Here is a 21,200-nt window from a genome sequence, read left to right on the forward strand (position 1 = left end):
CTTAACTCGCTAACTTTTTTTTATTCTTTAATCAAGATTCTTGCTTATGAGGATGAAGTAGGTTAAAAAGTTACTTATGTACAGATTTCCTTCAGAATCTCATGCTTAATTTACTTAAAAAAAATTCAATATATTGGCATATTATGGCCTTTATTTTATATATTTTCATTATATTCATAGTATTCTGCATTTCTTTTCAAATAACACTTTCGCGTCTGGTTTTTTTTAGAAAATTTTCAAAGTTAAACTTATGAAAAAAGCAGAGTTAATCATTCGATTGATAATGAACAAGTTAATTCCAGTATGCTTTATCTTATTTATTCTGTTACCCGGTATAGTAACTGCCCAAACAAAACCGAAAACACCTACCAAATTTGAAATAAAAAGAGGAACAAACATTAGCCATTGGTTATCACAAAGCACCAGGGTTGGGGCCGAGCGGAAGGCTTTCTTTACCGAGAAAGATGTAGCTAATATTGCTTCTTTGGGTTTTGATCATATTCGGTTACCCATAGATGAAATGCAAATGTGGGATGAAACAGGAAAGAAAGAGCCGGAGGCGTTCGCTTTGTTGCACGATGCTATACAATGGAGTCAGAAGTATAAACTGAAAACAGTTGTAGACCTGCATATTTTGCGCTCTCATTATTTTGATGCATCAGAGAAACCGCTTTTTACCCAAGCTGCTGCACAGGAGCGTTTTTACCAATGCTGGCGTGACCTGTCAGAAGAATTGAAAGGGTATCCGGTTACGGAAGTTGCTTATGAGTTAATGAATGAACCGGTAGCAGATGATGCTGAAGACTGGAATAAAATAGTAGAAAAAGCTATTGCAGTAATCCGCCAAAAAGAACCTAACCGGATAATTGTGGTAGGCTCTAACCGGTGGCAATCGCACGAAGAATTTGATAAGCTCCGGCTACCAGCCAATGATAAGAATATTCTCTTGAGTTTTCATTATTACCTGCCGTTCCTGCTTACCCACCACCAGGCTAGCTGGACTAAAACTGCCAAATACAAGGGCCCTGTACATTACCCCGGCCGAACATTGACGGACGCTGAAATAGCGGCTATTCCGGCGGATATAGCCAGCACAATTATTAATTATGAAAAAAGTGACATCAGGGGCACCTATAATCCCGAAAAACTAAACCAGGATTTTCAGAAACCTTTAGCCTTCGCCCGGAAATATGGTTTAAAATTATATTGCGGCGAATGGGGAGCGTTATCTACCGCCCCAAAAGCCGATCGCTTGCGCTGGTACCAGGATATGCGGATTGTATTGGAGAAGAATGGAATAGCCTGGGCTAACTGGGATTATAAAGGTTCGGGCTTTGGGTTTACCAACAACAAAGGAGAAAATTACCAGCCGGAGTTAATTAAAGCTTTAACTGGTAAAGATATAGGTTCACGAAAATAGCCCTATAGTAAAACAAAAAAGCCAGAAGTAGTTTCTGACTTTTTTGTTTTGTTCAAGATATGAAGTCTGGGCTATGATATCGAACTTGAAAAAGATGAGAACAGCATAACTAATAGAAGAAATTATTTTTTGGAATCTTTATTGGTGATACCTAATAATTCTACATCAAAAACCAAGGTAGCGCCTCCCGGAATATCCTGGCCTGCTCCCCTGTCGCCGTATCCTAAAACAGACGGGATGTATAAGCGCCACTTGCTACCTACCGGCATCATTTGCAAAGCTTCTGTCCAGCCTCTTATAACTCCAGTAACCGGAAGCGTAATAGGTTGGCCGCGGGTATAGGAATTATCAAATTCTTTTCCGTTTAGTAACTTTCCGGCATAGTGGGCACTAATGGTATCATCTTCGGTAGGCTTTGGTCCGTTTCCAGCTACTAAAATCTCGTACTGTAAGCCAGTAGCGGTTTCCATTATACCAGCTTTCTTTTTATTCTGTGCTAGAAACTGTTGGCCCTTTTCTTTTTCATCATTTATTTTTTTCATGGCCCGTGCTCTGGCCGAACGTTCCATTACTGAATTGGCTTGCATGTCAGTTAAAACAGGTTTGCCGTTTTTCAGAACATCATCAATAGCTTTACTTAATACCGCATTATTAATATTAGTGAACCCCTGTGCTTTTAAAAATTGGGCAACTGAAATGCCCATGGCATAACTAACGCTATCCTCGACTGTTTTCAGAATTTTAGTTGGGCCAGTAGTAGTTTTAGTAGTAGTAACGGGCTTTTTTTTAACTGGAACAGGTTTTTTAGTTTGTGCCTGAACAGAAATGGTTGCCAGTAGCAGAAAAGGAAATAAAATCTTTTTAAACATAATACTTGTGAGGGGTTGCTTTTTTAACGAATGCGTAAAGTTGTCAGTTATGGTTGTAAAAATATGCGTGTTCCGGTATTTATATTTCCTAAATACGTTATATAAAGCAAAATTATTATGCTGTAATAAAAAACGGTGCTGATAATCTCTATTCAGCACCGTTACCAAAAAGCTTTCGGTTGGTTTAGATTATTTCTTAGCAGCTTTCTGTAATGCAGCTTTAAAATATTTACCCTGACGAGTCGGGGTATAATTCCAGTCGGTAAATAACATAGGCGCCCATTGTGGATCGAAAACCCACACGGTATAGGAAATACCATTGGCATCGGCAAATTTGGTAATGGCTTCTCCGTACGATTCATCACTGATTACTGGTACGTGTTTGCCTCTTTCATTTTCCCCACTAAAGCCAATTTCAGTCAGAATTACCGGGTATTTTTTAGCTACAAATCCCCAATCTTCCATCCATTTTGGCTCCCAGGGCTTCTCCCGTTTCTGCGGGTACGGATGGCTCACATAGGCTATTCCCTCTGCTTTTATTGGGTCGTTTGCCACTGGGGTTAAATCATAAGCCCAGTTAAAGCCTGCTACTAGCGGAACGGCTTTTGCTCCGTTGGCCCGAATAATACCAATTATTTCTTCATTCAACTCTTTCCATTGACTCCAGCTGCAGGTACCTAATTGGCCCCCCTGAACAGTTGGTTCATTAAAAATTTCGAATAACGCTACGGTAGTATTGTCTTTATAATGCTTAGCCATGGACCGCCAGAATTCAAAGGTTTCTTTCTGGGTAGTTTCATAATTCGGACTCTGGTACATTTGCGTACGCAGGTTCCCTATGCTGTGCCAATCAATAATTACATACATGCCTAAATCAGTTGCCCATTGCACGCCCTGATCCATGAGCTTAACGTATTCGGCTTCTCCTAATTTGCGCCAGGCAGTTGGATGCACCGGAAAGCGCACAATGTTAGCGCCCCAGATTTTCATCTGCTCAAAGTACTCTTTGTTCCAGTGCCCGTCACGCTGGAGTTTTTCCGGATCGCTGGTATCCAATCCCCGGAAAATAATAGTTTTCCCATCGGCCGTAACAAACTTATTGCCTTGCACCCGTACCTGGCTAAGTTTATTACTAACTGGACCGGCAGCATTCTGAGCGTATGCGCTTATGCTTCCAAATAGTAGGGCGCAAGCCAGCAGACTTTTACTTAAAAATGATTTCATGGTGGTAGATGTATACACTAGTTGGTGATTAACCCTCAAGTATAAGAGAAAAGAAAAGGATAGCCAAACGGTTAAACCTTTGAATTACTTCTTTTGAATAATTGTTATAAGCAGCAGTTAATTCCTCGGCTTACCGGTAAAATGGTCCTTTTATGGTTCTTGGTCCGTATACAGGTACCGGTTCACCTGCTTCTATGGCTCCTAAATCTGGAGCTTTGCCTTTGTACCCGTCGTTAATATTGGGCAGCTTCACGCCTTTGTCTACCGCTTTACCTTTAGGGTTTAGGCGGAAATCAATATCCTCGGCATGATAAATACCATGGGGTTTGGTATAATCCGGTGCCTGCAGATTATTAAATATATTATAATCTACCTCCACGCTATGAGTCTCTAATCCGCTAACTTTTGCCAGGGAAGCCAGGGTAGTAAAGTTTTGGGCATCTTTGGTAGTAAGTTCATAGTTGCGCAACTGGCCCTTCGCGGGTGTCATTAATATATATTGATCACCGCCGGTTGGATTAGGCCGATAGCCATTATAATCAGAAGTGGAATAAGCCGTGGCAAAAGGGTAAGCAGTAATAGGGCGTTGGGGTGCATTGGTACCTAAAAACAGGTTATTCCGGAAATGCACATTAGAATAAGGATCGGTGTTCCGATTTTCCGAAATGATGGTGTTGTGCAACACGTATAGTCCGGCTGGTTTGGCCATAAATTTAAAAGCTACACCATTAGGTATGTGGTACAATACGTTCCGGATAAAGTAAGCTGGTCCGCCAAAAACAGGTTGCGCACTTAGTCCACACTGGCCCGCATTTACGCCCCGGTTACGCATTACCCGGATGTTATGCACGCCCCCATCAGCTTCAATGAAATCATCCGCTACCAAGTGAATATCATTGTTATAAATATCGATGGAAACGGCTTTTAAATCCTGTTCTTTTTCCGGTGTGCCGTAAGTAGACACATTAATGCCATCATGGAAATAAGCAATAGCATTGTGGCAGATCACGTGCCCGGATCCATAGACTTTAATGGCCATGTAGCTGTTTAACTGATTAGCCGGATAAACTCCTGGATTAGCCCATCCGCGCAGCCGGTACCGGTCATCACGGCCGGTAATCACATTATCAGCAATGTAGAAATTCTTGGAGCCGGCATACTCCGAAATAATTCCGATTCCCACATCTTCAAACCGACAGTTGCGAATGGTAAGGTCTGAGGCGCCGACTACTTCTTTTACGCCCGCAGCAAAAGCAATATCGGTATTCCGGAAAGTTAGGTTTTCAAATATATGATGTCGGGAGCCGGTTACATCAAAAAACCTATGGGCACCAGCTCCATCAAATATGGCTTCACCGTCTCCAGCTCCCCGAATAACAATAGGTTTTTCAGCAGTGGCTTTAGTGGTAAGGGTATAAGTCCCGTCAAAAGAAATTCCGTTGGGCTCCACGTAGTTTAGGCGATCAGCCTTATACATGCCAGCATGCACCAGAATAATATCTCCGGGCTGCGCTTTCTTTTCAGTTACTACTGACCAGTCACCTGTGCCAGAACCATAATAAGCCGCTTTCAAACCAAAGAAAGCAGGTTCCTGAGTCTTGCCTTTCCAATCCACGGGATAAACATGAAGAACCCGGCCACCTTCTGCTGCTTTAGGTTCGGTGCGGGTACGCACTTTTACTGTCTGCACTATTTCGCCTTCTACACCATCCGGATCAGTTATGGTAAACCGGCATTCGTATTCAGTACCAGGTTGTAAATCCAGAATACTGCCGGCAAATAAATGTGGCACTGTATAGTCTAATTGTTCGGCTTTCCGGAAAATGCGCTCCCCTCCTACACGCAGAAGTGGCATGGCATCTTTCCAATTTTCGGTACCTATCGGCCGGTAAGCCGTTTGTACCGTCGCATTCCGGTTATCGTCACCGGTTATCTGCCATTCAAAACCAAGGTTTAACAATGTGGGCGGCTCTACTATAAAAGTACCTGGCTTAACAGCATTTTGGGCTTGCAGAAAATACGGAAATAGGGTTAAGAATAAAGCTTTCGAGATAGACTTTATCATTTAGAACAAGAGAGTTTAATTTTGGGTGGATGATTAGTGTAGAATACAGCAAAATGCCATAAAAGAACCGCAGGTTTAGCCTGAAACTAACCTGCAGTTCAAAAATTATTCTGAAACGGGAAAGGTAATTTTATATTTTAACACGTTGTCCGCTGGCCGCTGATTTATAAATGGCCTGCACAATCCGGATATCCCGCATTCCTTCTTCTCCTGGTGCAATTAATGGTTTCTTTTGCATGATTGCCATGGCGTCATTGTCCATTTGTTTGGCTTGTTGCCAATGCAGCTCGTACGGATGATTGATTTCACCTAATGGGCTGGTTCCTTTAACTCCATTATAGGCCTGATAAGGGGCAATCTTGATTTCACCTTTCTGGCATTTTATATTTAGGAAGTTAACGTTTTCGCCAAAGGTGGTTTTTAAATCACCCATTACCCCACCCGGAAATTCTAATGTAGCAACTACGGTTTCATCGAGCCCATTCTTGTAAATTTCCGGACGGGTAGTAGATGTTTTAGCCGACACTACCGCAATGGGTTCCATGCCTGAGCCCATACGTACGCCCTGAATAGAATACACGCCCATGTCGTACAAAACACCCCCACCCATGGCGCGATCTTGTTTCCAATGATTCGTGCGGTTTTCGCGATAACCAGCGGCGCAGCTTACATGCTGCACATTACCTAATAATTTCTTTTGAACAATGCGCCGGTATTCCTGCGTGTTAGGTTCGTGCTGTAACCGATAGCCAATAGCTAAGGTTTTCTTATTTTTTCTGCAAGCATCAATCATGGCCTGACATTCTTCTACTGTAACTGCCATTGGTTTTTCGCACCAAACGTCTTTACCAGCATTAGCTGCCCGTACTACATATTCTTTGTGCATAGATGGCGGTAATACCACATACACCACATCTATGTCCGGGTTATTTGCTATCTGGTCGAAGGTCTGGTAGTTATAAATATTCTTGTCCGGAATGTTATACTTCTTTTTCCAGGCTTCTGCTTTTTCAGGCGAACCAGTAACAATACCGGCTAAGTAGCAATTTTTTGTTTGCTGCAGCGCCGGTGCAAGTAAATCGGTGCTGTAATAGCCTAAGCCAACTAAAGCTACTCCTAAACGCGTTTTTTGCTGGCTGGTAGATGCCAGTAAAGTATTGGGGGAGAAAATAGTAGCGGCACCGCCTAAAGCCAGTGCTTTTAAAATATCCCTGCGTGAATTTAAAGTCATAATCGTGGTGGTTTTATATGTTTTAAATTAAATCTTTAAGAGTTGTATGCCTGTGTTACGCAAATAATAAAACAGAATAATTTTTTTAAGAATCCTGCACAAGTAGGGTTGACTTATGCTCTTATTGGTGTTTTGTATCAGGAGCTTTAGTAGCTCTAAGAACAGAATATTATTTTTAAAAATAAAGACAAACCAGTAAATACCAAAGAAATAGCCGATGAAACACTTTAATCAGTTTTTTTGCCAGCTGCAGATTTACAAGCTTAACTAAAAATAAGCTTCTCCTACTAGCCACTTTAAGTTCTGAAAATTAAGATCATAACTACCAATATACTTTGTAAAAATAAAAAATAAGCTGTTTAATACGTCAGTCAATATAGTAGCATCAGTGAGAATATTGTTTACTTTAATTTTTTTAATATTAATTACAATAACTGCCTGCCGCTATGAGAAAAAATTTAAAAGCATTCATTCTCCTGTTCTGTATTTCTGGTTCGGTGGCTTTTGCTCAAAGTAAAGATCCGGTTGTAGACAATATTATAAAGGAAGCTAACGACAATTCCCAACTGGAAATATTAGCCCATGAATTACTGGATGTAATCGGCCCGAGATTAGTAGGTACCCCGCAGATGAAACAAGCTAACGATTGGGCAGTAACCAAATATCAAGGTTGGGGCATACCGGCCCGGAACGAAAAATGGGGAGAATGGCGGGGCTGGGAAAGAGGTATATCACATATTGACCTGGTTTACCCGCGTACCAGAACGCTGGAGGGTATGCAATTGGCTTGGAGTCCGGGCATGAAAAAAGCAGTTACTGCTGAAGTAGTTGCTATTCCGGATGTAGCTGATTCCATAACTTTCAGGAAGTGGTTACCTACGGTAAAAGGCAAATTCGTTTTGATTTCGATGCCTCAACCTACCGGCCGACCTGATGACAACTGGCAGGAATTTGGCAAGAAAGAATCTATTGATAAAATGAAATCCCAACGCCAAACTCAAACAGAAGCCTGGCGTAAACGCCTTCGAAAAACGGGTTATAATTCCCAAACTTTGCCTATCGTTTTGGAAAAATCCGGAGCTGCCGGCGTAATTACTTCTTATTGGTCTAATGGCTTTGGCGTAAATAAAATATTTAGTGCCTCTACCAGAAAAATTCCGACCGTTGATATCGCCCTGGAAGATTACGGCTTGCTTTACCGGCTTACTGAGTCCGGGAATAAACCAAAAATCAGGGTACTAACCGAATCGAAAGAAACAGGAATCCAACCTGCTTTTAATACCATTGCCGAAATAAAAGGTACCGAAAAGCCAAACGAATACGTGATCCTCTCTGCCCATTTTGATTCCTGGGATGGCGGCACCGGCGCTACCGATAACGGAACCGGCACTTTAATCATGATGGAGGCTATGCGTATTCTGAAAAAAATATATCCGAATCCCAAAAGAACGATTCTGGTGGGTCATTGGGGCAGCGAAGAACAAGGGCTGAACGGTTCCCGGGCTTTTGTGGAAGATCACCCCGAAATTGTTCAAAATACACAAGCGTTGTTTAACCAGGATAACGGCACAGGCCGGGTGGTAAATCTTAACGGGCAAGGCTTTGTGCACGCTTATGACTACTTAGGCCGCTGGTTAAGCCTTGTACCCGATGATATACGATCCCAAGTTCAAACCAATTTCCCGGGTATGCCTGGCACAGGCGGTTCGGATTTTGCACCTTTTGTAGCCGCCGGTGCTCCTGCCTTTATGTTAAGTTCGTTAAGTTGGGCATATGGCACCTATACCTGGCACACTAACCGCGACACCTACGATAAAATAGTTTTTGATGATGTTCGCAGCAATGTTATTTTAACCACCATATTGGCTTATATGGCCAGTGAAGATCCAACTAAAACTTCGCGGGAGAAACGTATTTTACCTATTAATTCCAGAACCGGCCAACCCGGTACCTGGCCTGCACCAGCTAAACCTAACCGCAGAGGAGGTTTGGATTAGCTATTTGTTTCTATTCCAACAGGTAAAGAAAAAAAGCCTATCTGTTTTCAGCAGATAGGCTTTTAAATTATAAAGTCCGGAGCCATTTCGTATAAACAGCCAGTTGCTCTGGTGTTTGATTCGGTAATTTTTCTAATTTATAATTCACAGTAGGGTTATTAGCCAGTGTAACATCTAAATCCAGCAGGCGGCCCGCACGGGCCACCGTAACTTTTACTTTATCGTTGGGGCGGTACATCTGTAAGTAAGCGGCCAAGTCGTTTCCAATCTTAAAACCATTCACCGCAATGATTTCGTCATTTACGTTAATGCCGTTTTTCCAGGCCGGTGAATCGCGCAGTACAGAGGTAACTAGTAACTTACCGGAAGTGGCCGAAGTATTGGCTCCCAGGAAAGCTTCGGTTTTACCTTCGTTTTGATTCACCAGTTTTAAGCCGGCATAACCAAAAAACTTGTTGTAGTCAAAAGTTTGGGTGCCGGCAATATAATCCCGGAAAAAAGCATCCAGGTTGTGGCCGGCAACGCGTTCAACCGCTGCCTTAAATTCATCATCGGTATAGCCGCGTTTTTTCTTTTTATAATATTCCTCCCACAAATACCGGAATACATCATCCAGTGTTTTCTGCCCCTTGGTAGCGCCCATAATTTCCAGATCCAGCAAATTGCCAATGACCGAACCGCGGCTGTAATAAGAAACAGTTGAGTTCACGGAATTTTCGTTTGGCCGGTAATTTTTTATCCAGGCATCAAAGCTTGATTCGGTAGCCGATTGAACTTTATTACCCGGTATATTTTCGATAGTATTGATATTGCTGGCTGCTGTGGCCAAATACTCTTCTGGCGTATAAATAGCTTTCCGGCGCAACAATACATCCTCATAATAGCTTGTAATACCCTCCGACACCCAAAGCATGTGGGTGTAATTTTCATTTTCGTAATCGAAAGGACCTAAAGCAATGGGGCGAATGCGCTTCACGTTCCAGAGGTGGAAATATTCGTGGGCTACTAAACCCAGAAAGTTTTTATAGGCTCTTTCGTTCGTGCCAAAGAAAAGGGAGGTCTGTACCGTAGTAGAGTTTAAATGTTCCAGCCCACCTCCTAAACCCGGTCCGCAATGTACAATAAAGGTATAATTGCGGTTGGGATTTTCGCCGGTTACGGCCGTGGAAGCTTCCACTATTTTGGCCATATCGGTTTTCAGGCGCTCCTGGTTATAAAGCGGCTGGCCGTAAATAGCTACGGTATGGGGTACACCGGCAGCCTGAAAGGTAAATATTTCCTGATTCCCGATTTCAATTGGCGAATCGGCTAATATATCAAAGTTAGGGGCTTGTAATACCCACTTATTTCCGCCTACTGATTGCAAACCAGTGGAGATTTCTTTCCATTGCGAATAAGGTTTAATGGTAATAGTAGAAGCCAGATCAAGCTTTTTGTCGGGATACAAAAATAAGGCAGCGCCATTTATATAACCATGCGATTGGTCCAGGAAGTTGGTGCGTACGGTTAATTCAAAGGCATATACCTTGTATTTTACCTTTACTTCTTTCGCATTATTGGCATAAACCCGCCAAGTGTTTTTATTTATTTTTTCGGCTCTTAAGTTTTGATTTCCAGTGGAGGCCGAGAAGGCCTCTACGTGGCGAGCGTATTCCCGAATCAGGTACGAACCGGGTGTCCAGGTAGCCATTTTTAGGTCTACGTACCGTTGTTTCAGATCGGTTAGCGTCATCTCCACTTCAAAAAAATGCGTTTGTGGCTCCGTCATGGAAACCGTATAAGTTAGTTTTGGTGCTGCCGAGGCTCCGAAGACAAGAAACAGGAAAAATAGAAAGCAGGAAAAAAAGAATTTAGAGAAAGAATTTTTAACCATTTTAAAAGTTTAAGATCATTATCTTATGGTAAGCTTTAAAATTTAAGGCTAATCATAAATTTTTATCAAATATAAGTATAATTTATATGCAACTATTCATTAGAGAAGGTTACAGAAAAAAGTAAGATTACTTACATAAAAACGAATGCTTATTGATGAAATCAATTCCTACTATCAAGGAGGTATATAGCATTAACTTCGGGGCAGGGTCGCTGTTTCATCCTCCAGGTGCCGTTCCCCTATTTGCTGTCGCCACATAGCATAATATAATCCTTTTTGAGCTAATAGATCAATATGTTTCCCGGCTTCGGCAACTTTTCCCCGCTCCAGCACATAAATACAATCAGCATGTAGTACAGTAGAAAGCCGATGAGCGATCAGAATGGTCATGTGCCTGGCACTGGTAGAAACGTCGCGTACAGTTTTGCTGATTTCTTCTTCGGTTAAAGAATCCAGGGCAGAAGTAGCTTCGTCGAACACCAGTAAGGCCGGGTTACGCAAGAGGGCACGGGCAATAGAAAGCCGTTGTTTCTCCCCACCCGATACTTTTACGCCCCCTTCACCAATAACTGAATCTAACCCATTTTCAGCACGGGATAATAAAGAGCCACAAGCCGCTTTGCGGAGCGCATCCATACAATCAGCGTCGGAAGCCTGAGGCGCCACAAACAATAAGTTTTCCCGGATAGTACCAGCAAATAATTGCGTGTCTTGCGTTACAAAGCCAATTTGTTCCCGCAGGTTATCCAGTATGAGCTCATCGGTGGGTATACCGTTGTATAGTATGCGGCCTTGTTGGGGTTTGTATAAACCAACTAATAATTTTACTAGGGTAGTTTTACCGGAACCAGAAGGACCTACAAAAGCAATGGTTTCTCCTTTTTTAGTATGAAATGAAATACCATCTAAAGCTTTGTGAGAAGCTGTCTGATGCTGGAAGCTTACTTTTTTAAAGGTTAGGCTTTGGAGGGTATCGAGTTGAGCCGGATGAGCCGGACGAGCTTCTTTGGGCGTGTTTAAAATAGCCTGGAAGTTATCCAGGGATACCTGGGTTTCACGGTAAATGTTAATAATATTACCTAATTCCTGCAAAGGACCAAATATAAAGAAGGAGTAAAGGAACATGGAGATAAAATCGCCCACTGTGATGCGGTTAGTAAAAACGAGGTACAGCATCAGCAGCAGAATTACGTTGCGCAAAAAGTTAACGCAGGTACCTTGTATAAAACTTAAGCTACGCAGGTATTTTACTTTTTTCAGCTCTAACTTTAATATTTTGTCAGTTGTATTATTCAGGCGGTCAGTTTCCTGTTGCGCTAATCCTAAGCTTTTTACCAATTCTATGTTGCGCAATGATTCGGTAGTAGCGCCAGCCAGCGCGGTGGTTTCAGCTACAATAGTTTTTTGAATAACCTTTATTTTTTTACTTAATACCGAGCTTAAAATACCCAAAATAGGTACAGCCGAGAAATAAACCGGCGCAATTACCCAGTAAACATTTACCGCATACACCACCACAAATATAATTCCTACCAAGGAGGTAAAAAGCACATTAATGGCGTTAGCAATTAATTTTTCAACATCGGTCCGTACTTTTTGTAGCGTGCCTAAGGTCTCGCCGCTACGCTGGTCTTCAAATACAGAATAAGGTAAATCCAAGGAGTGACGTAACCCATCAGCATAAATCTGAGCTCCCAGCTTTTGGGTAATTACATTTACATAATAGTCTTGAAAAGCCTTGGCAATACGCGAAACCATTGCCACACCCATAGCTAATAATATTAAACTTCCGGCACCTCTAAAAAACTGCGTTGAAGTTAGATGCAACTCTTGGGTAACAGCGGCCGTGGCGTAATCATCTATAATCTTGCGAAGAATTAAAGGATCAAGAAGAGAGAAGGTTTGGTTTATAGCCGCTAACAACAAAGCTAGAAAAACCAACATGCGGTATTGCTTTAAATAACTGAATAACAGTTGCATAGTATTCTATAGGATTGCATTGGAAGCAATAAAGGTAAGCAGTTCTGAGGGAAAGTGTACCTGCTAAGAAAAAATTCAATCATATTTAGAAAGATTGGGAATAAGATTATCATAAAAATTAAAAATGTTAAGAATTAAATATTGATAAGTTTCTTATTATCTTGATCTTTCAATCTTAAGTAATTGCATGACTTTACTTTACAGGTTATCTTCTTCAAGGTTATTCATATTTTTAATTATCGTTTTGTTTGCAAGTACTTCTTGCGAGGAAGAGGATTTTAAGAATATAAAAGACCAACGTTCAGAAAGTGCCGATGTAGCTACTGCTTGGGCCGACATGACTTTAAAGTTATTAAATCGAAGTAATAATCCTCCTACCTATAATGCAAGGATATTAGGGTATATTGGTTTAACCATGTATGAATGCGCTGTTCATGCAGATCCTTCAAAAAAGTCTTTAGTTGGGCAGCTTGAAGGCCTGGATTATTTGCCTGTTCCAATAGCTGCTACAGAACATTATTGGCCTTTAGTTGTTCACGCAGGCCAGGAAACAATTATAAAATTAATTTTTGGAAGCAGAGTAAAAGAGGCAGGGATAGCTCCACAATTCAATGAGTTATCAATTAACATACTTAAAGAAAAAAGCCACAGATTACCACAAGCTACTGTTGAGCGCTCTTTGCAATTAGGTAAAGATATTGCTGAAGCAATTTTTGCCTGGTCAGAAAAAGATGGCGGAAAAGATGGACGGCACCAGAGGTTTGAGGATATTAGACCATTTCCTAAAGGCCCTAGTTATTGGATTCCCCCACAAGTAGGCCAAACGCCAGCCAGGTCACCCATGCATCCACAGTGGGGCAATAACCGCACATTCGCAAAAGCTAATGGGCTAATACCTATTCCGGCTATTTTACCTTACTCTACAAATCCTAACTCAGAATATTATAAAGTTTATAAAGAAGTTTACGATAAAAATGTAACCTTAACCCAAGCGGAAAAAGAAATTGCTGCCTGGTGGTCTGATGACCCTTCCGAAACATATTCTCCGGCCGGACATTCTTATAACCTGGCTACTCTTACCATTAAACAAAATAAAGCAAGTTTAGTAAAAGCCGCTGAAACATACGCCCGGGTAGGCATGGCCGTTGCTGATGCTTTTATTTGTTGCTGGAAAGCAAAAATGACTTATTTTAATGAACGCCCGCAAACGTATATAAATGCCAATATTGATCCTAAATGGCATCCTTTCTGGCCGGAACCTCCTTTCCCAGCTTTCCCTTCTGGGCATTCTACGCAATCGGCAGCTACGGCAACCGTCTTAACTGATTTGTTCGGTGAAAGTTTTGCTTTTGAAGATAACACGCATAATAACCAAGACAGGGGTTTCTTTGCTGCATGGCCTGGTGAAACCGGCAAATATACTACCTTGATAGTAAAAACAAGAAGCTATAAAAGTTTTTGGGAAACAGCCGAAGAATCGGCTTATAGCCGTTTTTTAGGAGGCATACATACGCGCCAGGATAATGAAGTAGGGTTATCAGAAGGAAAGAAAATAGGAACCAATATAAATAAGCTGACCTGGAATAACTAAAGTTTAATCATGTCACTCTTACTGAAAGGAGCAAAATCAGATAAAGTTTAAATTTATTTGATTTTGCTCCTTATTTAGGAATTAGCTACGTATTCTCTTCGCCTTCTTTGTTAACCCATGCCTTCTTATAGTACCAGCTTTCAGTAAAAGTGATTTGTTTTTTGCTTTTTGTCTTAACTGGTCTATAGGCTCTTGTACTTTATAAGCTAAAATAGCTTTGGTTACTGATATAGAAATTTCAATCTCTAACTGCATACTGCCAATAGAGCGAGTTGTAGACTAACAAGCATCCTGATTGTCTGGAGCTTTTTATTTAGTGGTGTACATCTTTATTTCTTATGTCGTTTAATTGTTTATCCAGGTTGTGAGCCGCACTAATCAAACCTAGATGGGTAAAGGCTTGTGGGAAATTACCTAAATGCTCGCCCTGGAAGCCTAGTTGTTCTGCGTATAAGCCCAGATGATTAGCATAACCAAGCATTTTTTCAAAATAGAATCGTGCTTTTTCTAATTCACCAGCCCGTGATAAGCACTCCACGTACCAGAATGTACACATAGAGAAAGTGCCTTCGTGGCTGATAAAGCCGTCGTCGGCAGCAAGTTTGGGATTGTACCGGTAAACAAGGGAGTCAGAAACTAATTCTTCTTCAATTCTTCTTAACGTAGATAGCCAACGAGGATCCTTCGGACTAATAAAGCGTAACAAGGGCATTAGGAGAGCCGAAGCATCTACAGTGGCTGAGCCGGGATATTGCATAAAAGCTGCTTTTTCAGCATCCCAGAAGTCGGTGAAAATGGTGTTAAAGATTTGGTCCCGTACCTTGCGCCAAGTATCATTTAACGGAAAGGATCGCATTTCAGCAATTTTAATGGCTCTATCCAGCGCTACCCAGCACAACAAGCGCGAGTGTAAAAAGTTTTTTTGTCCGCCGCGCACTTCCCAAATGCCTTCATCTGGCTGATTCCAGTTTTGGCATAACCAGTTTATTTGTTCTTCCAGGTTTTTCCAAAAATCATAAGAAATAGGATCTCCGTATTTATTATATAGATACACAGAGTCCATTAACTCTCCATATATGTCCAGTTGTAGCTGGCTATAGGCATTGTTCCCAATCCTAACGGGTGCTGATTTCCTATAACCTTCAAAATGATCTAATATGCTCTCTTCCAGCTGGCGATTGCCATCTATGGCATACATAATACCTAAGCGATTATGCCCTTTTATATCCTGACACTGTTTTTCAATCCAGTTCATAAACGCGCCTGCTTCTTTGGTATACCCAAGCCGGATAAAGGCATAAACAGTAAAAGAAGCGTCTCTGATCCAGGTATAGCGGTAATCCCAGTTTCTTGTGCCGCTAATTGTTTCGGGTAAGCTAAAAGTAGGCGCAGCTATGATAGAGCCAAATCGGTAAGAAGTAAGTAATTTTAATACCAAAGCAGAACGGTTTACCATATCCATCCACCGCCCTTTGTAGGTAGATTGGGCTATCCAGTCTTTCCAGTAGTTTACGGTTTTAAATAAACTTTCCGTGATAGAGGTTTTAAAGTCTCTATCGGTCATGTGGCATATATCGATGTGTTCTAACAGGAAATCGGCGGTTTGGTTTGGCGTTAAAGAGAACTCAGCCACCGCATCAGAATTATGAATTTGTAATGGAACAGAGCTTAGTAACCGGAGGGTAGTTTTGTCCGGGCCATTGCTGATAAATATAACTTCATACTCTGATTTTACTTCTACAGTGTGGGTGCTTCGTCCATAATTAAAGCGGGGGCAACATTGCATTTTATAATGGACTTCGCCACGTACCGTAGTTACCCTTCGTATTAGTTCTTTTCCGGTAAAAAGCTCTTCTACCGGCATAAAGTCAGTTATTTCTCCCACCCCGTCCGGAGATAGAAAACGGGTAAGTAACACGTTGGTATCCGGGAGGTAAAGTTGCTTGGTTTTCATCTTGTCAAGCTCTGGCTTTATTGCAAAGTTTCCTCCTTTTTCAGCGTCTAGTAAAGCGGCAAATATGCTGGGCGAATCAAAATTGGGGAAGCACATAAAATCGATAGAGCCGTTTAAACCTACCAGCGCAACTGTATTTAAATCACCTATAATTCCGTAGTTTTCTATTGGTTGATAACTCATGCCTTGCATTTAGTTTGCCCTAACTAACGCATTTTTACAGTAGGTGTTCAGATTTCCTTAGGAAAGATAGGCTGAGATGAGAGGGTGTGTTTTTAAAAAGCTGTTTCGGCAACCTGATTGAATGCTAAAAGGGTTAAGTTATAAACGCGGGTAGTTTAAAATTACTTTTCTATTAAAAGGCCTCACCTATAAAAAGATAGAAGCCGGGTTTTTCTTTGGTAAAAGCTACATCTATACGGGTAAAGATATCTTTTTTCGGAAATAACAGGAACCGGATACCACCTCCGCCTGACCAAACCACATCATCAGGAGATAAATTTTTAAATTTGTCGAATACGGTTCCCGTGCTGCCAAATACTGCAGCACCCCACCTTTTGGCAAAAGGAAGAGGTAAAAAGCGATATTCTACCTGAGCGGTTAATTGGTTATTATCCCGGAACCTCCCGTAATAATAGCCCCGGTTGATGTTTTCTCCCCCAAAAAGAGCCAGTTGGTTAAAAGGTATGTCACCGGAGTTAAATTGCCCTAATACTTGGGCGGCAAATACATCCCGCTTGTTTACGCGTTTATAAAATCGGCTATCTGTAATTATGGAATTGAAGTTATAGTCACTGCCCCAGGTGTTGGCGTATCGTAAAACAGCCAATTCTGAGAATATGCCTTCGCGTACGTTCAGAACATTGTGGCGTTTATCGTACACGAGTCCTAATCCAAAAGCTAAGTTCGTGGAACCTTCACTTCCTCTTGGCTTTTGAAAAAAGGTTTCAGACGTTTGTATAAAATTAACATTGCGTAATTTTTGGAAATCTACTTCTAAACCAAAGAAAAGATTGGGAAGAACCTGGCGCAAAGCCCGTTCTTTTATTTGAAGTTGTTGGGTTTCGACTAAGGCAATATGCTTAGCGGGAGAATTAGGCCCAATGCCATAATAAAGTAACGGAAAGCTTTGAAAGCGGAAGCGACCGGGGAAAATCCACTTACTTTTATCCGTGTAAATGTTGTGGTCGAAGAACAAGCCATATTGATTTTCCAGCGTAACAAACGAAAATCCGTTTACTTCGCTTAGCCGGTTGGTGGTATCTTCTTTGGCATAATAAACATATAAGCTGCTTAACCCAAACTCCAGGTTGGTTTCCGGCGAATAACCTAAAGTAGGATAAGCTAAAAATTTGGGTTTAGAAACATGAGTGGTATCGTTTATTAATTTGTTCCAGTACCGGTTAATAAAATTAGAATTTTGGGCCTGCGTTGTAATTAATAATAAATAAAATAGCGTGGTTAGTAAACCAGTTTTCATAGTCGGAATAACTATATGCAAGTAATGCATTTAAGTTTTAAGGAACGAGAAGCGTAGTATTATGTTATTTAATATCACAAGAACTTTCCTAAATAATACAACTATTTAGTTTTGTTAGTCTTAGCGGAGATAAAAAATAGAAAAGCGACCTTTTATTAAGTCGCTTTTCGGTATAATCAGGTGGTAATATTTAGGTGTTATTTTAAACTGCCCGTCATGTCTTCCGGACGTACCCAGGCGGTAAACTGTTCATCTGTTACATAACCAGTAGCAATAGCTGCCTGGCGAAGAGTTGTACCTTCTTTGTGTGCTTTTTTAGCAATTTCAGCTGCTTTATAATAACCAATGTGCGGGTTTAGAGCGGTTACCAGCATTAGGGAATTCTCTAAATGGCGAGCAATTGTCTCCCGGTTTGGCTCGATGCCATCGGAGCATTTAATCGTAAACGACACGCAGGCATCGCCTAATAACCGGGCTGATTGTAATACGTTGGCGGCAATTACCGGCTTAAATACATTTAGTTCAAAATGACCCATAGAACCACCAACTGAAACGGCCACATCATTTCCTATTACCTGAGCACACACCATTGTAAGTGCTTCCGGTTGGGTTGGGTTTACTTTACCCGGCATAATAGATGATCCTGGTTCGTTGTCAGGGATAATAATTTCACCAATACCACTGCGTGGCCCGGAAGACAACATCCGAATATCATTAGCTACTTTCATTAATGCTACGGCACTTCGCTTTAAAGCTCCCGATAATTCTACCATAGCATCATGGGCAGCCAGCGCTTCAAATTTGTTTGGAGCAGTAACGAACGGATAGCCAGTAAAATCAGCAATTTTCTGAGCTACTAAAACATCATAACCTTTAGGAGTATTGAGTCCGGTACCAACAGCTGTTCCGCCTAATGCTAATTCCCGTACCATTTCAAGGGCGTTTTTTATTGCCCGGATGCTATTATCTATTTGCTGCACATAACCTGAGAATTCCTGACCCAAGGTTAGTGGTGTAGCATCCATAAAGTGGGTACGTCCTGTTTTAACAATTTCTTTGAATTCTTCAGCTTTCCGGTGAAGGGAATCCCGCAGTTGCTGCATGCCCGGTAGCGTAACCTCTACTATTTGGGTATAGGCGGCAATGTGCATAGCAGTTGGGAAGGTGTCATTGGATGATTGAGATTTATTTACATCATCATTTGGGTTAATGCTTTTTTTCTCATCTTCTAAAGAGCCACCCAAAATTACGTGAGCACGGTTAGCAACAACTTCGTTTACGTTCATGTTGCTTTGCGTGCCGGAACCTGTTTGCCAGATTACCAACGGAAACTGATCATCTAACTGGCCGTTTAAAATCTCGTCACACACCTGGCTAATAATGTCACACTTGTCCTGAGCTAATACGCCCAATTCTAAGTTGGCATGGGCTGCTGCTTTTTTTAGGTGAGCAAATGCATAAACAATCTCCTTTGGCATACTGCCTTCCGGACCAATTTTAAAATTATTTCGGGAACGTTCAGTTTGTGCGCCCCAGTATTTATCGGCAGGTACATTTACCGGCCCCATAGTATCTTTTTCGATGCGGAAATTACTCATAATCTTAGGTTAAATAAGTTAAAAACCGGGGCGAAAATAAAGAATATTTGCCTAAATGTGCAGTTACTTCCTGTTTTTTACACAGATAATAATAGAAAAAGCCCCTGGTGCAGTTACAAGCATACGTTGTTGCACCAGGGGCTTTATAAATTTCAATAATTGAGAATCTTAAATGTAGTTTAATATTAGCAATACTAAACCAATAAGAATTAGTAAAGTACCCAAGGTATAGAATAAAGAACCTAACAGGGCTCCAAATAAGGCTATTATTAAACCTATTATTATCAAAGCAATAGCACTGCGGTTAGATACTGGTCCGGCTGTGGTGTCTTGGGTGTCTTTCGTTTTAGTTACTTCCCGTTCCATCTTAGTTACCTGCTTTTGCAGTTTATGCATCACTACCTTTTGTGCTAAGGAAAGCTTTTGTTTAGGCTGGGCAGTTGCCTCCTTTTTAGACATAGCTGCAACCTTGGATAAAGCAGCCTTATGTTCGGCTGAAACTTTGGCAATTTCCGGTAAAATAACAGGCGCCTCCGTGGTACTGGCTGTAACTAAATTAGCTTCCGTAGCGGGCTCGGGCGAATTTTCAACAGTTGGTTTAACTTTTTTCATGTAAGCTGGAGGTGCAGCCGAAAAGGTAAAATGTTGCGGACTGGAGCATGAGCTCATTACTAGCAACGCTACTAGAAACAAGCATACGGATAAAGAATAGATACGTGCCTGAGTAATTTTTTTCATCATGGGAGTTCAAGTTTAATTTTTGTAATTACCTATTGATACTGCATATACCCTAAAAAAGATATACCTACAGCTATATTATTCTGAATATTTTGCAGTTTTTGGCCTTTATCTGTTGCCGGTATAGCTAACCAGATGGGCAAATTTATATTTCTAACACGGTAGTAAAAAGCAGAGGAATGGTAATTTTACATCCTTTATAGCACGAGATCAACTTTCATGAATAATATAAAACCACCTAAATGGCAGATTTATCTGGCTTTTGCCGCTGTTTACATTATTTGGGGCTCTACTTATTTAGGCGTTAAATTTACCTTAGAGTCTATGCCTCCCCTGTTAATGTCAGGTTTCCGGTTTATTGTTACGGGATCTATTCTATTTCTTTATTGCCGGTTTGTAAAAAAGATGACTGCTCCTACCTGGGCCAATATCAAGGCAGCAGGTATAATTGGAACTCTGCTTATAATGGTTGGTAATGGTACCATGGCTTTAGGGGTGCAAACGGTGCCCTCTAGTGTGGCCGCGTTGCTTATAGCTACTACACCTTTATGGTTTGCCATTTTAGGCTGGATTTTTTATGGCGATACCCGACCTAATTTTTTTATAATTGCCGGGTTATTATTGGGATTAATTGGTATTGTATTCCTGATTGGTCCCGGGCAACTTACCAGCCATGCTATAGATTTAGGTGGATCTATCATTATTTTAGGCGGAGCCTTTTCCTGGGCCTTTGGTTCGTTATATGCGGCGCACTCTAAAAACCTGGCGGCCCCGCTTGTTTCTACGTCGTTGCAGATGCTTACCGGTGGGCTTTTATTAACCTTTTTAAGTTTGGTAAAAGGTGAGTTTCAGTTATTTCACGTGGAAAAGTTGTCTGTCAAGTCGTTATTAGCCTTAGCTTATTTGATATTTGTAGGCTCCCTGGTAGGGTATACTGCCTACAGCTGGCTTATTAGGGTAGTGCCGCCCAGCCAGGCTTCTACATACGCCTATGTAAATCCGTTAGTGGCTGTATTGTTGGGTTGGCTATTTGGTGGTGAAACCATAAGCCTGCAGATGATAGTAGCAGGCGCTTTCATTTTACCAGGAGTTGTGTTAATTTTAAAATCAAAAGCAAGGCCGCAACGGGTGAAACCTGTACCGGAAGAAGAAATAGCTTAAGGAAGCCTATTGCAGTTGC

At 41.4% G+C, this 21,200-nt stretch carries 14 protein-coding genes; 4 read left to right on the forward strand and 10 right to left on the reverse strand.

The annotated features are described in order from the left end of the window. Nucleotides 1-250 precede the first annotated feature (250 nt). Nucleotides 251-1,420 (forward strand): glycoside hydrolase family 5 protein, encoded by a 1,170-nt coding sequence (locus ADHAQ_RS0107620; RefSeq protein WP_026462429.1) that lies wholly within the window; start codon nucleotides 251-253, stop codon nucleotides 1,418-1,420. Between the two features lie 122 nt (nucleotides 1,421-1,542). Here ADHAQ_RS0107620 and bamJ read toward each other — a convergent pair whose 3' ends face one another. The 4 genes from bamJ to ADHAQ_RS0107640 form a co-directional block, all read right to left on the reverse strand. After that, nucleotides 1,543-2,289, reverse strand: a complete 747-nt coding sequence (gene bamJ / locus ADHAQ_RS0107625; protein WP_034257195.1) for a BamJ family beta-barrel-assembly machinery protein — start codon at nucleotides 2,287-2,289, stop codon at nucleotides 1,543-1,545. A gap of 189 nt (nucleotides 2,290-2,478) precedes the next feature. Then, nucleotides 2,479-3,513 carry a glycoside hydrolase family 5 protein gene (locus ADHAQ_RS24900; protein WP_034256671.1) on the reverse strand — a complete coding sequence of 345 codons (1,035 nt, stop codon included), beginning with the start codon at nucleotides 3,511-3,513 and terminating at the stop codon, nucleotides 2,479-2,481. A gap of 130 nt (nucleotides 3,514-3,643) precedes the next feature. Continuing rightward, nucleotides 3,644-5,578 (reverse strand): right-handed parallel beta-helix repeat-containing protein, encoded by a 1,935-nt coding sequence (locus ADHAQ_RS0107635; RefSeq protein WP_026462431.1) that lies wholly within the window; start codon nucleotides 5,576-5,578, stop codon nucleotides 3,644-3,646. 130 nt (nucleotides 5,579-5,708) lie between these two features. After that, nucleotides 5,709-6,809, reverse strand: a complete 1,101-nt coding sequence (locus tag ADHAQ_RS0107640; RefSeq protein ID WP_026462432.1) for a Gfo/Idh/MocA family protein — start codon at nucleotides 6,807-6,809, stop codon at nucleotides 5,709-5,711. Between the two features lie 446 nt (nucleotides 6,810-7,255). Here ADHAQ_RS0107640 and ADHAQ_RS0107645 point away from each other — a divergent pair, with 446 nt between their 5' ends. After that, a complete protein-coding gene (locus ADHAQ_RS0107645; RefSeq protein ID WP_026462433.1) occupies nucleotides 7,256-8,806 on the forward strand; it encodes a M20/M25/M40 family metallo-hydrolase in 1,551 nt (516 codons plus the stop codon). Between the two features lie 67 nt (nucleotides 8,807-8,873). Here ADHAQ_RS0107645 and ADHAQ_RS24905 read toward each other — a convergent pair whose 3' ends face one another. After that, entirely contained in the window at nucleotides 8,874-10,679 is a 1,806-nt protein-coding gene (locus ADHAQ_RS24905) for a M61 family metallopeptidase (RefSeq protein WP_245590585.1), read from the reverse strand. Nucleotides 10,680-10,871: 192 nt separating this feature from the next. Beyond that, nucleotides 10,872-12,659 carry an ABC transporter ATP-binding protein gene (locus ADHAQ_RS0107655; protein WP_026462434.1) on the reverse strand — a complete coding sequence of 596 codons (1,788 nt, stop codon included), beginning with the start codon at nucleotides 12,657-12,659 and terminating at the stop codon, nucleotides 10,872-10,874. A gap of 244 nt (nucleotides 12,660-12,903) precedes the next feature. Between ADHAQ_RS0107655 and ADHAQ_RS0107660 the strand changes: the two genes are divergently transcribed. After that, complete coding sequence (locus ADHAQ_RS0107660; RefSeq protein WP_211240577.1) at nucleotides 12,904-14,250, forward strand: vanadium-dependent haloperoxidase; 1,347 nt, start codon at nucleotides 12,904-12,906, stop codon at nucleotides 14,248-14,250. Between the two features lie 313 nt (nucleotides 14,251-14,563). On the opposite strand, the gene ADHAQ_RS0107670 is transcribed toward ADHAQ_RS0107660, so the two are convergent. The 4 genes from ADHAQ_RS0107670 to ADHAQ_RS0107685 form a co-directional block, all read right to left on the reverse strand. Then, nucleotides 14,564-16,387: a glycoside hydrolase family 15 protein gene (locus ADHAQ_RS0107670; protein ID WP_026462436.1), complete on the reverse strand. Its 1,824-nt coding sequence runs from the start codon at nucleotides 16,385-16,387 to the stop codon at nucleotides 14,564-14,566. Between the two features lie 172 nt (nucleotides 16,388-16,559). After that, nucleotides 16,560-17,684, reverse strand: coding sequence for a BamA/TamA family outer membrane protein (locus ADHAQ_RS0107675; protein WP_034256674.1), 1,125 nt, complete (start codon nucleotides 17,682-17,684; stop codon nucleotides 16,560-16,562). A 197-nt stretch (nucleotides 17,685-17,881) separates the two neighbouring features. Further along, nucleotides 17,882-19,282, reverse strand: coding sequence for a class II fumarate hydratase (gene fumC, locus ADHAQ_RS0107680; protein ID WP_026462438.1), 1,401 nt, complete (start codon nucleotides 19,280-19,282; stop codon nucleotides 17,882-17,884). 168 nt (nucleotides 19,283-19,450) lie between these two features. Then, nucleotides 19,451-20,023: a hypothetical protein gene (locus tag ADHAQ_RS0107685; protein ID WP_157433369.1), complete on the reverse strand. Its 573-nt coding sequence runs from the start codon at nucleotides 20,021-20,023 to the stop codon at nucleotides 19,451-19,453. Between the two features lie 216 nt (nucleotides 20,024-20,239). Between ADHAQ_RS0107685 and ADHAQ_RS0107695 the strand changes: the two genes are divergently transcribed. Beyond that, nucleotides 20,240-21,181, forward strand: a complete 942-nt coding sequence (locus ADHAQ_RS0107695) for an EamA family transporter (RefSeq protein WP_026462440.1) — start codon at nucleotides 20,240-20,242, stop codon at nucleotides 21,179-21,181. Nucleotides 21,182-21,200: the final 19 nt, after the last annotated feature.

It is taken from the genome of Adhaeribacter aquaticus DSM 16391 (genome assembly GCF_000473365.1).
Taxonomy (GTDB): domain Bacteria; phylum Bacteroidota; class Bacteroidia; order Cytophagales; family Hymenobacteraceae; genus Adhaeribacter; species Adhaeribacter aquaticus.

What these genes read in the sequence shown, in the direction of transcription:
- ADHAQ_RS0107620 (WP_026462429.1), top strand. Translation starts at nt 251, where the DNA reads ATGAAAAAAGCAGAGTTAATCATTCGATTGATAATGAACAAGTTAATT.
- bamJ (WP_034257195.1), bottom strand. Translation starts at nt 2,289, where the DNA reads ATGTTTAAAAAGATTTTATTTCCTTTTCTGCTACTGGCAACCATTTCT.
- ADHAQ_RS24900 (WP_034256671.1), bottom strand. Translation starts at nt 3,513, where the DNA reads ATGAAATCATTTTTAAGTAAAAGTCTGCTGGCTTGCGCCCTACTATTT.
- ADHAQ_RS0107635 (WP_026462431.1), bottom strand. Translation starts at nt 5,578, where the DNA reads ATGATAAAGTCTATCTCGAAAGCTTTATTCTTAACCCTATTTCCGTAT.
- ADHAQ_RS0107640 (WP_026462432.1), bottom strand. Translation starts at nt 6,809, where the DNA reads ATGACTTTAAATTCACGCAGGGATATTTTAAAAGCACTGGCTTTAGGC.
- ADHAQ_RS0107645 (WP_026462433.1), top strand. Translation starts at nt 7,256, where the DNA reads ATGAGAAAAAATTTAAAAGCATTCATTCTCCTGTTCTGTATTTCTGGT.
- ADHAQ_RS24905 (WP_245590585.1), bottom strand. Translation starts at nt 10,679, where the DNA reads ATGGTTAAAAATTCTTTCTCTAAATTCTTTTTTTCCTGCTTTCTATTT.
- ADHAQ_RS0107655 (WP_026462434.1), bottom strand. Translation starts at nt 12,659, where the DNA reads ATGCAACTGTTATTCAGTTATTTAAAGCAATACCGCATGTTGGTTTTT.
- ADHAQ_RS0107670 (WP_026462436.1), bottom strand. Translation starts at nt 16,387, where the DNA reads ATGAGTTATCAACCAATAGAAAACTACGGAATTATAGGTGATTTAAAT.
- ADHAQ_RS0107675 (WP_034256674.1), bottom strand. Translation starts at nt 17,684, where the DNA reads ATGAAAACTGGTTTACTAACCACGCTATTTTATTTATTATTAATTACA.
- fumC (WP_026462438.1), bottom strand. Translation starts at nt 19,282, where the DNA reads ATGAGTAATTTCCGCATCGAAAAAGATACTATGGGGCCGGTAAATGTA.
- ADHAQ_RS0107685 (WP_157433369.1), bottom strand. Translation starts at nt 20,023, where the DNA reads ATGATGAAAAAAATTACTCAGGCACGTATCTATTCTTTATCCGTATGC.
- ADHAQ_RS0107695 (WP_026462440.1), top strand. Translation starts at nt 20,240, where the DNA reads ATGAATAATATAAAACCACCTAAATGGCAGATTTATCTGGCTTTTGCC.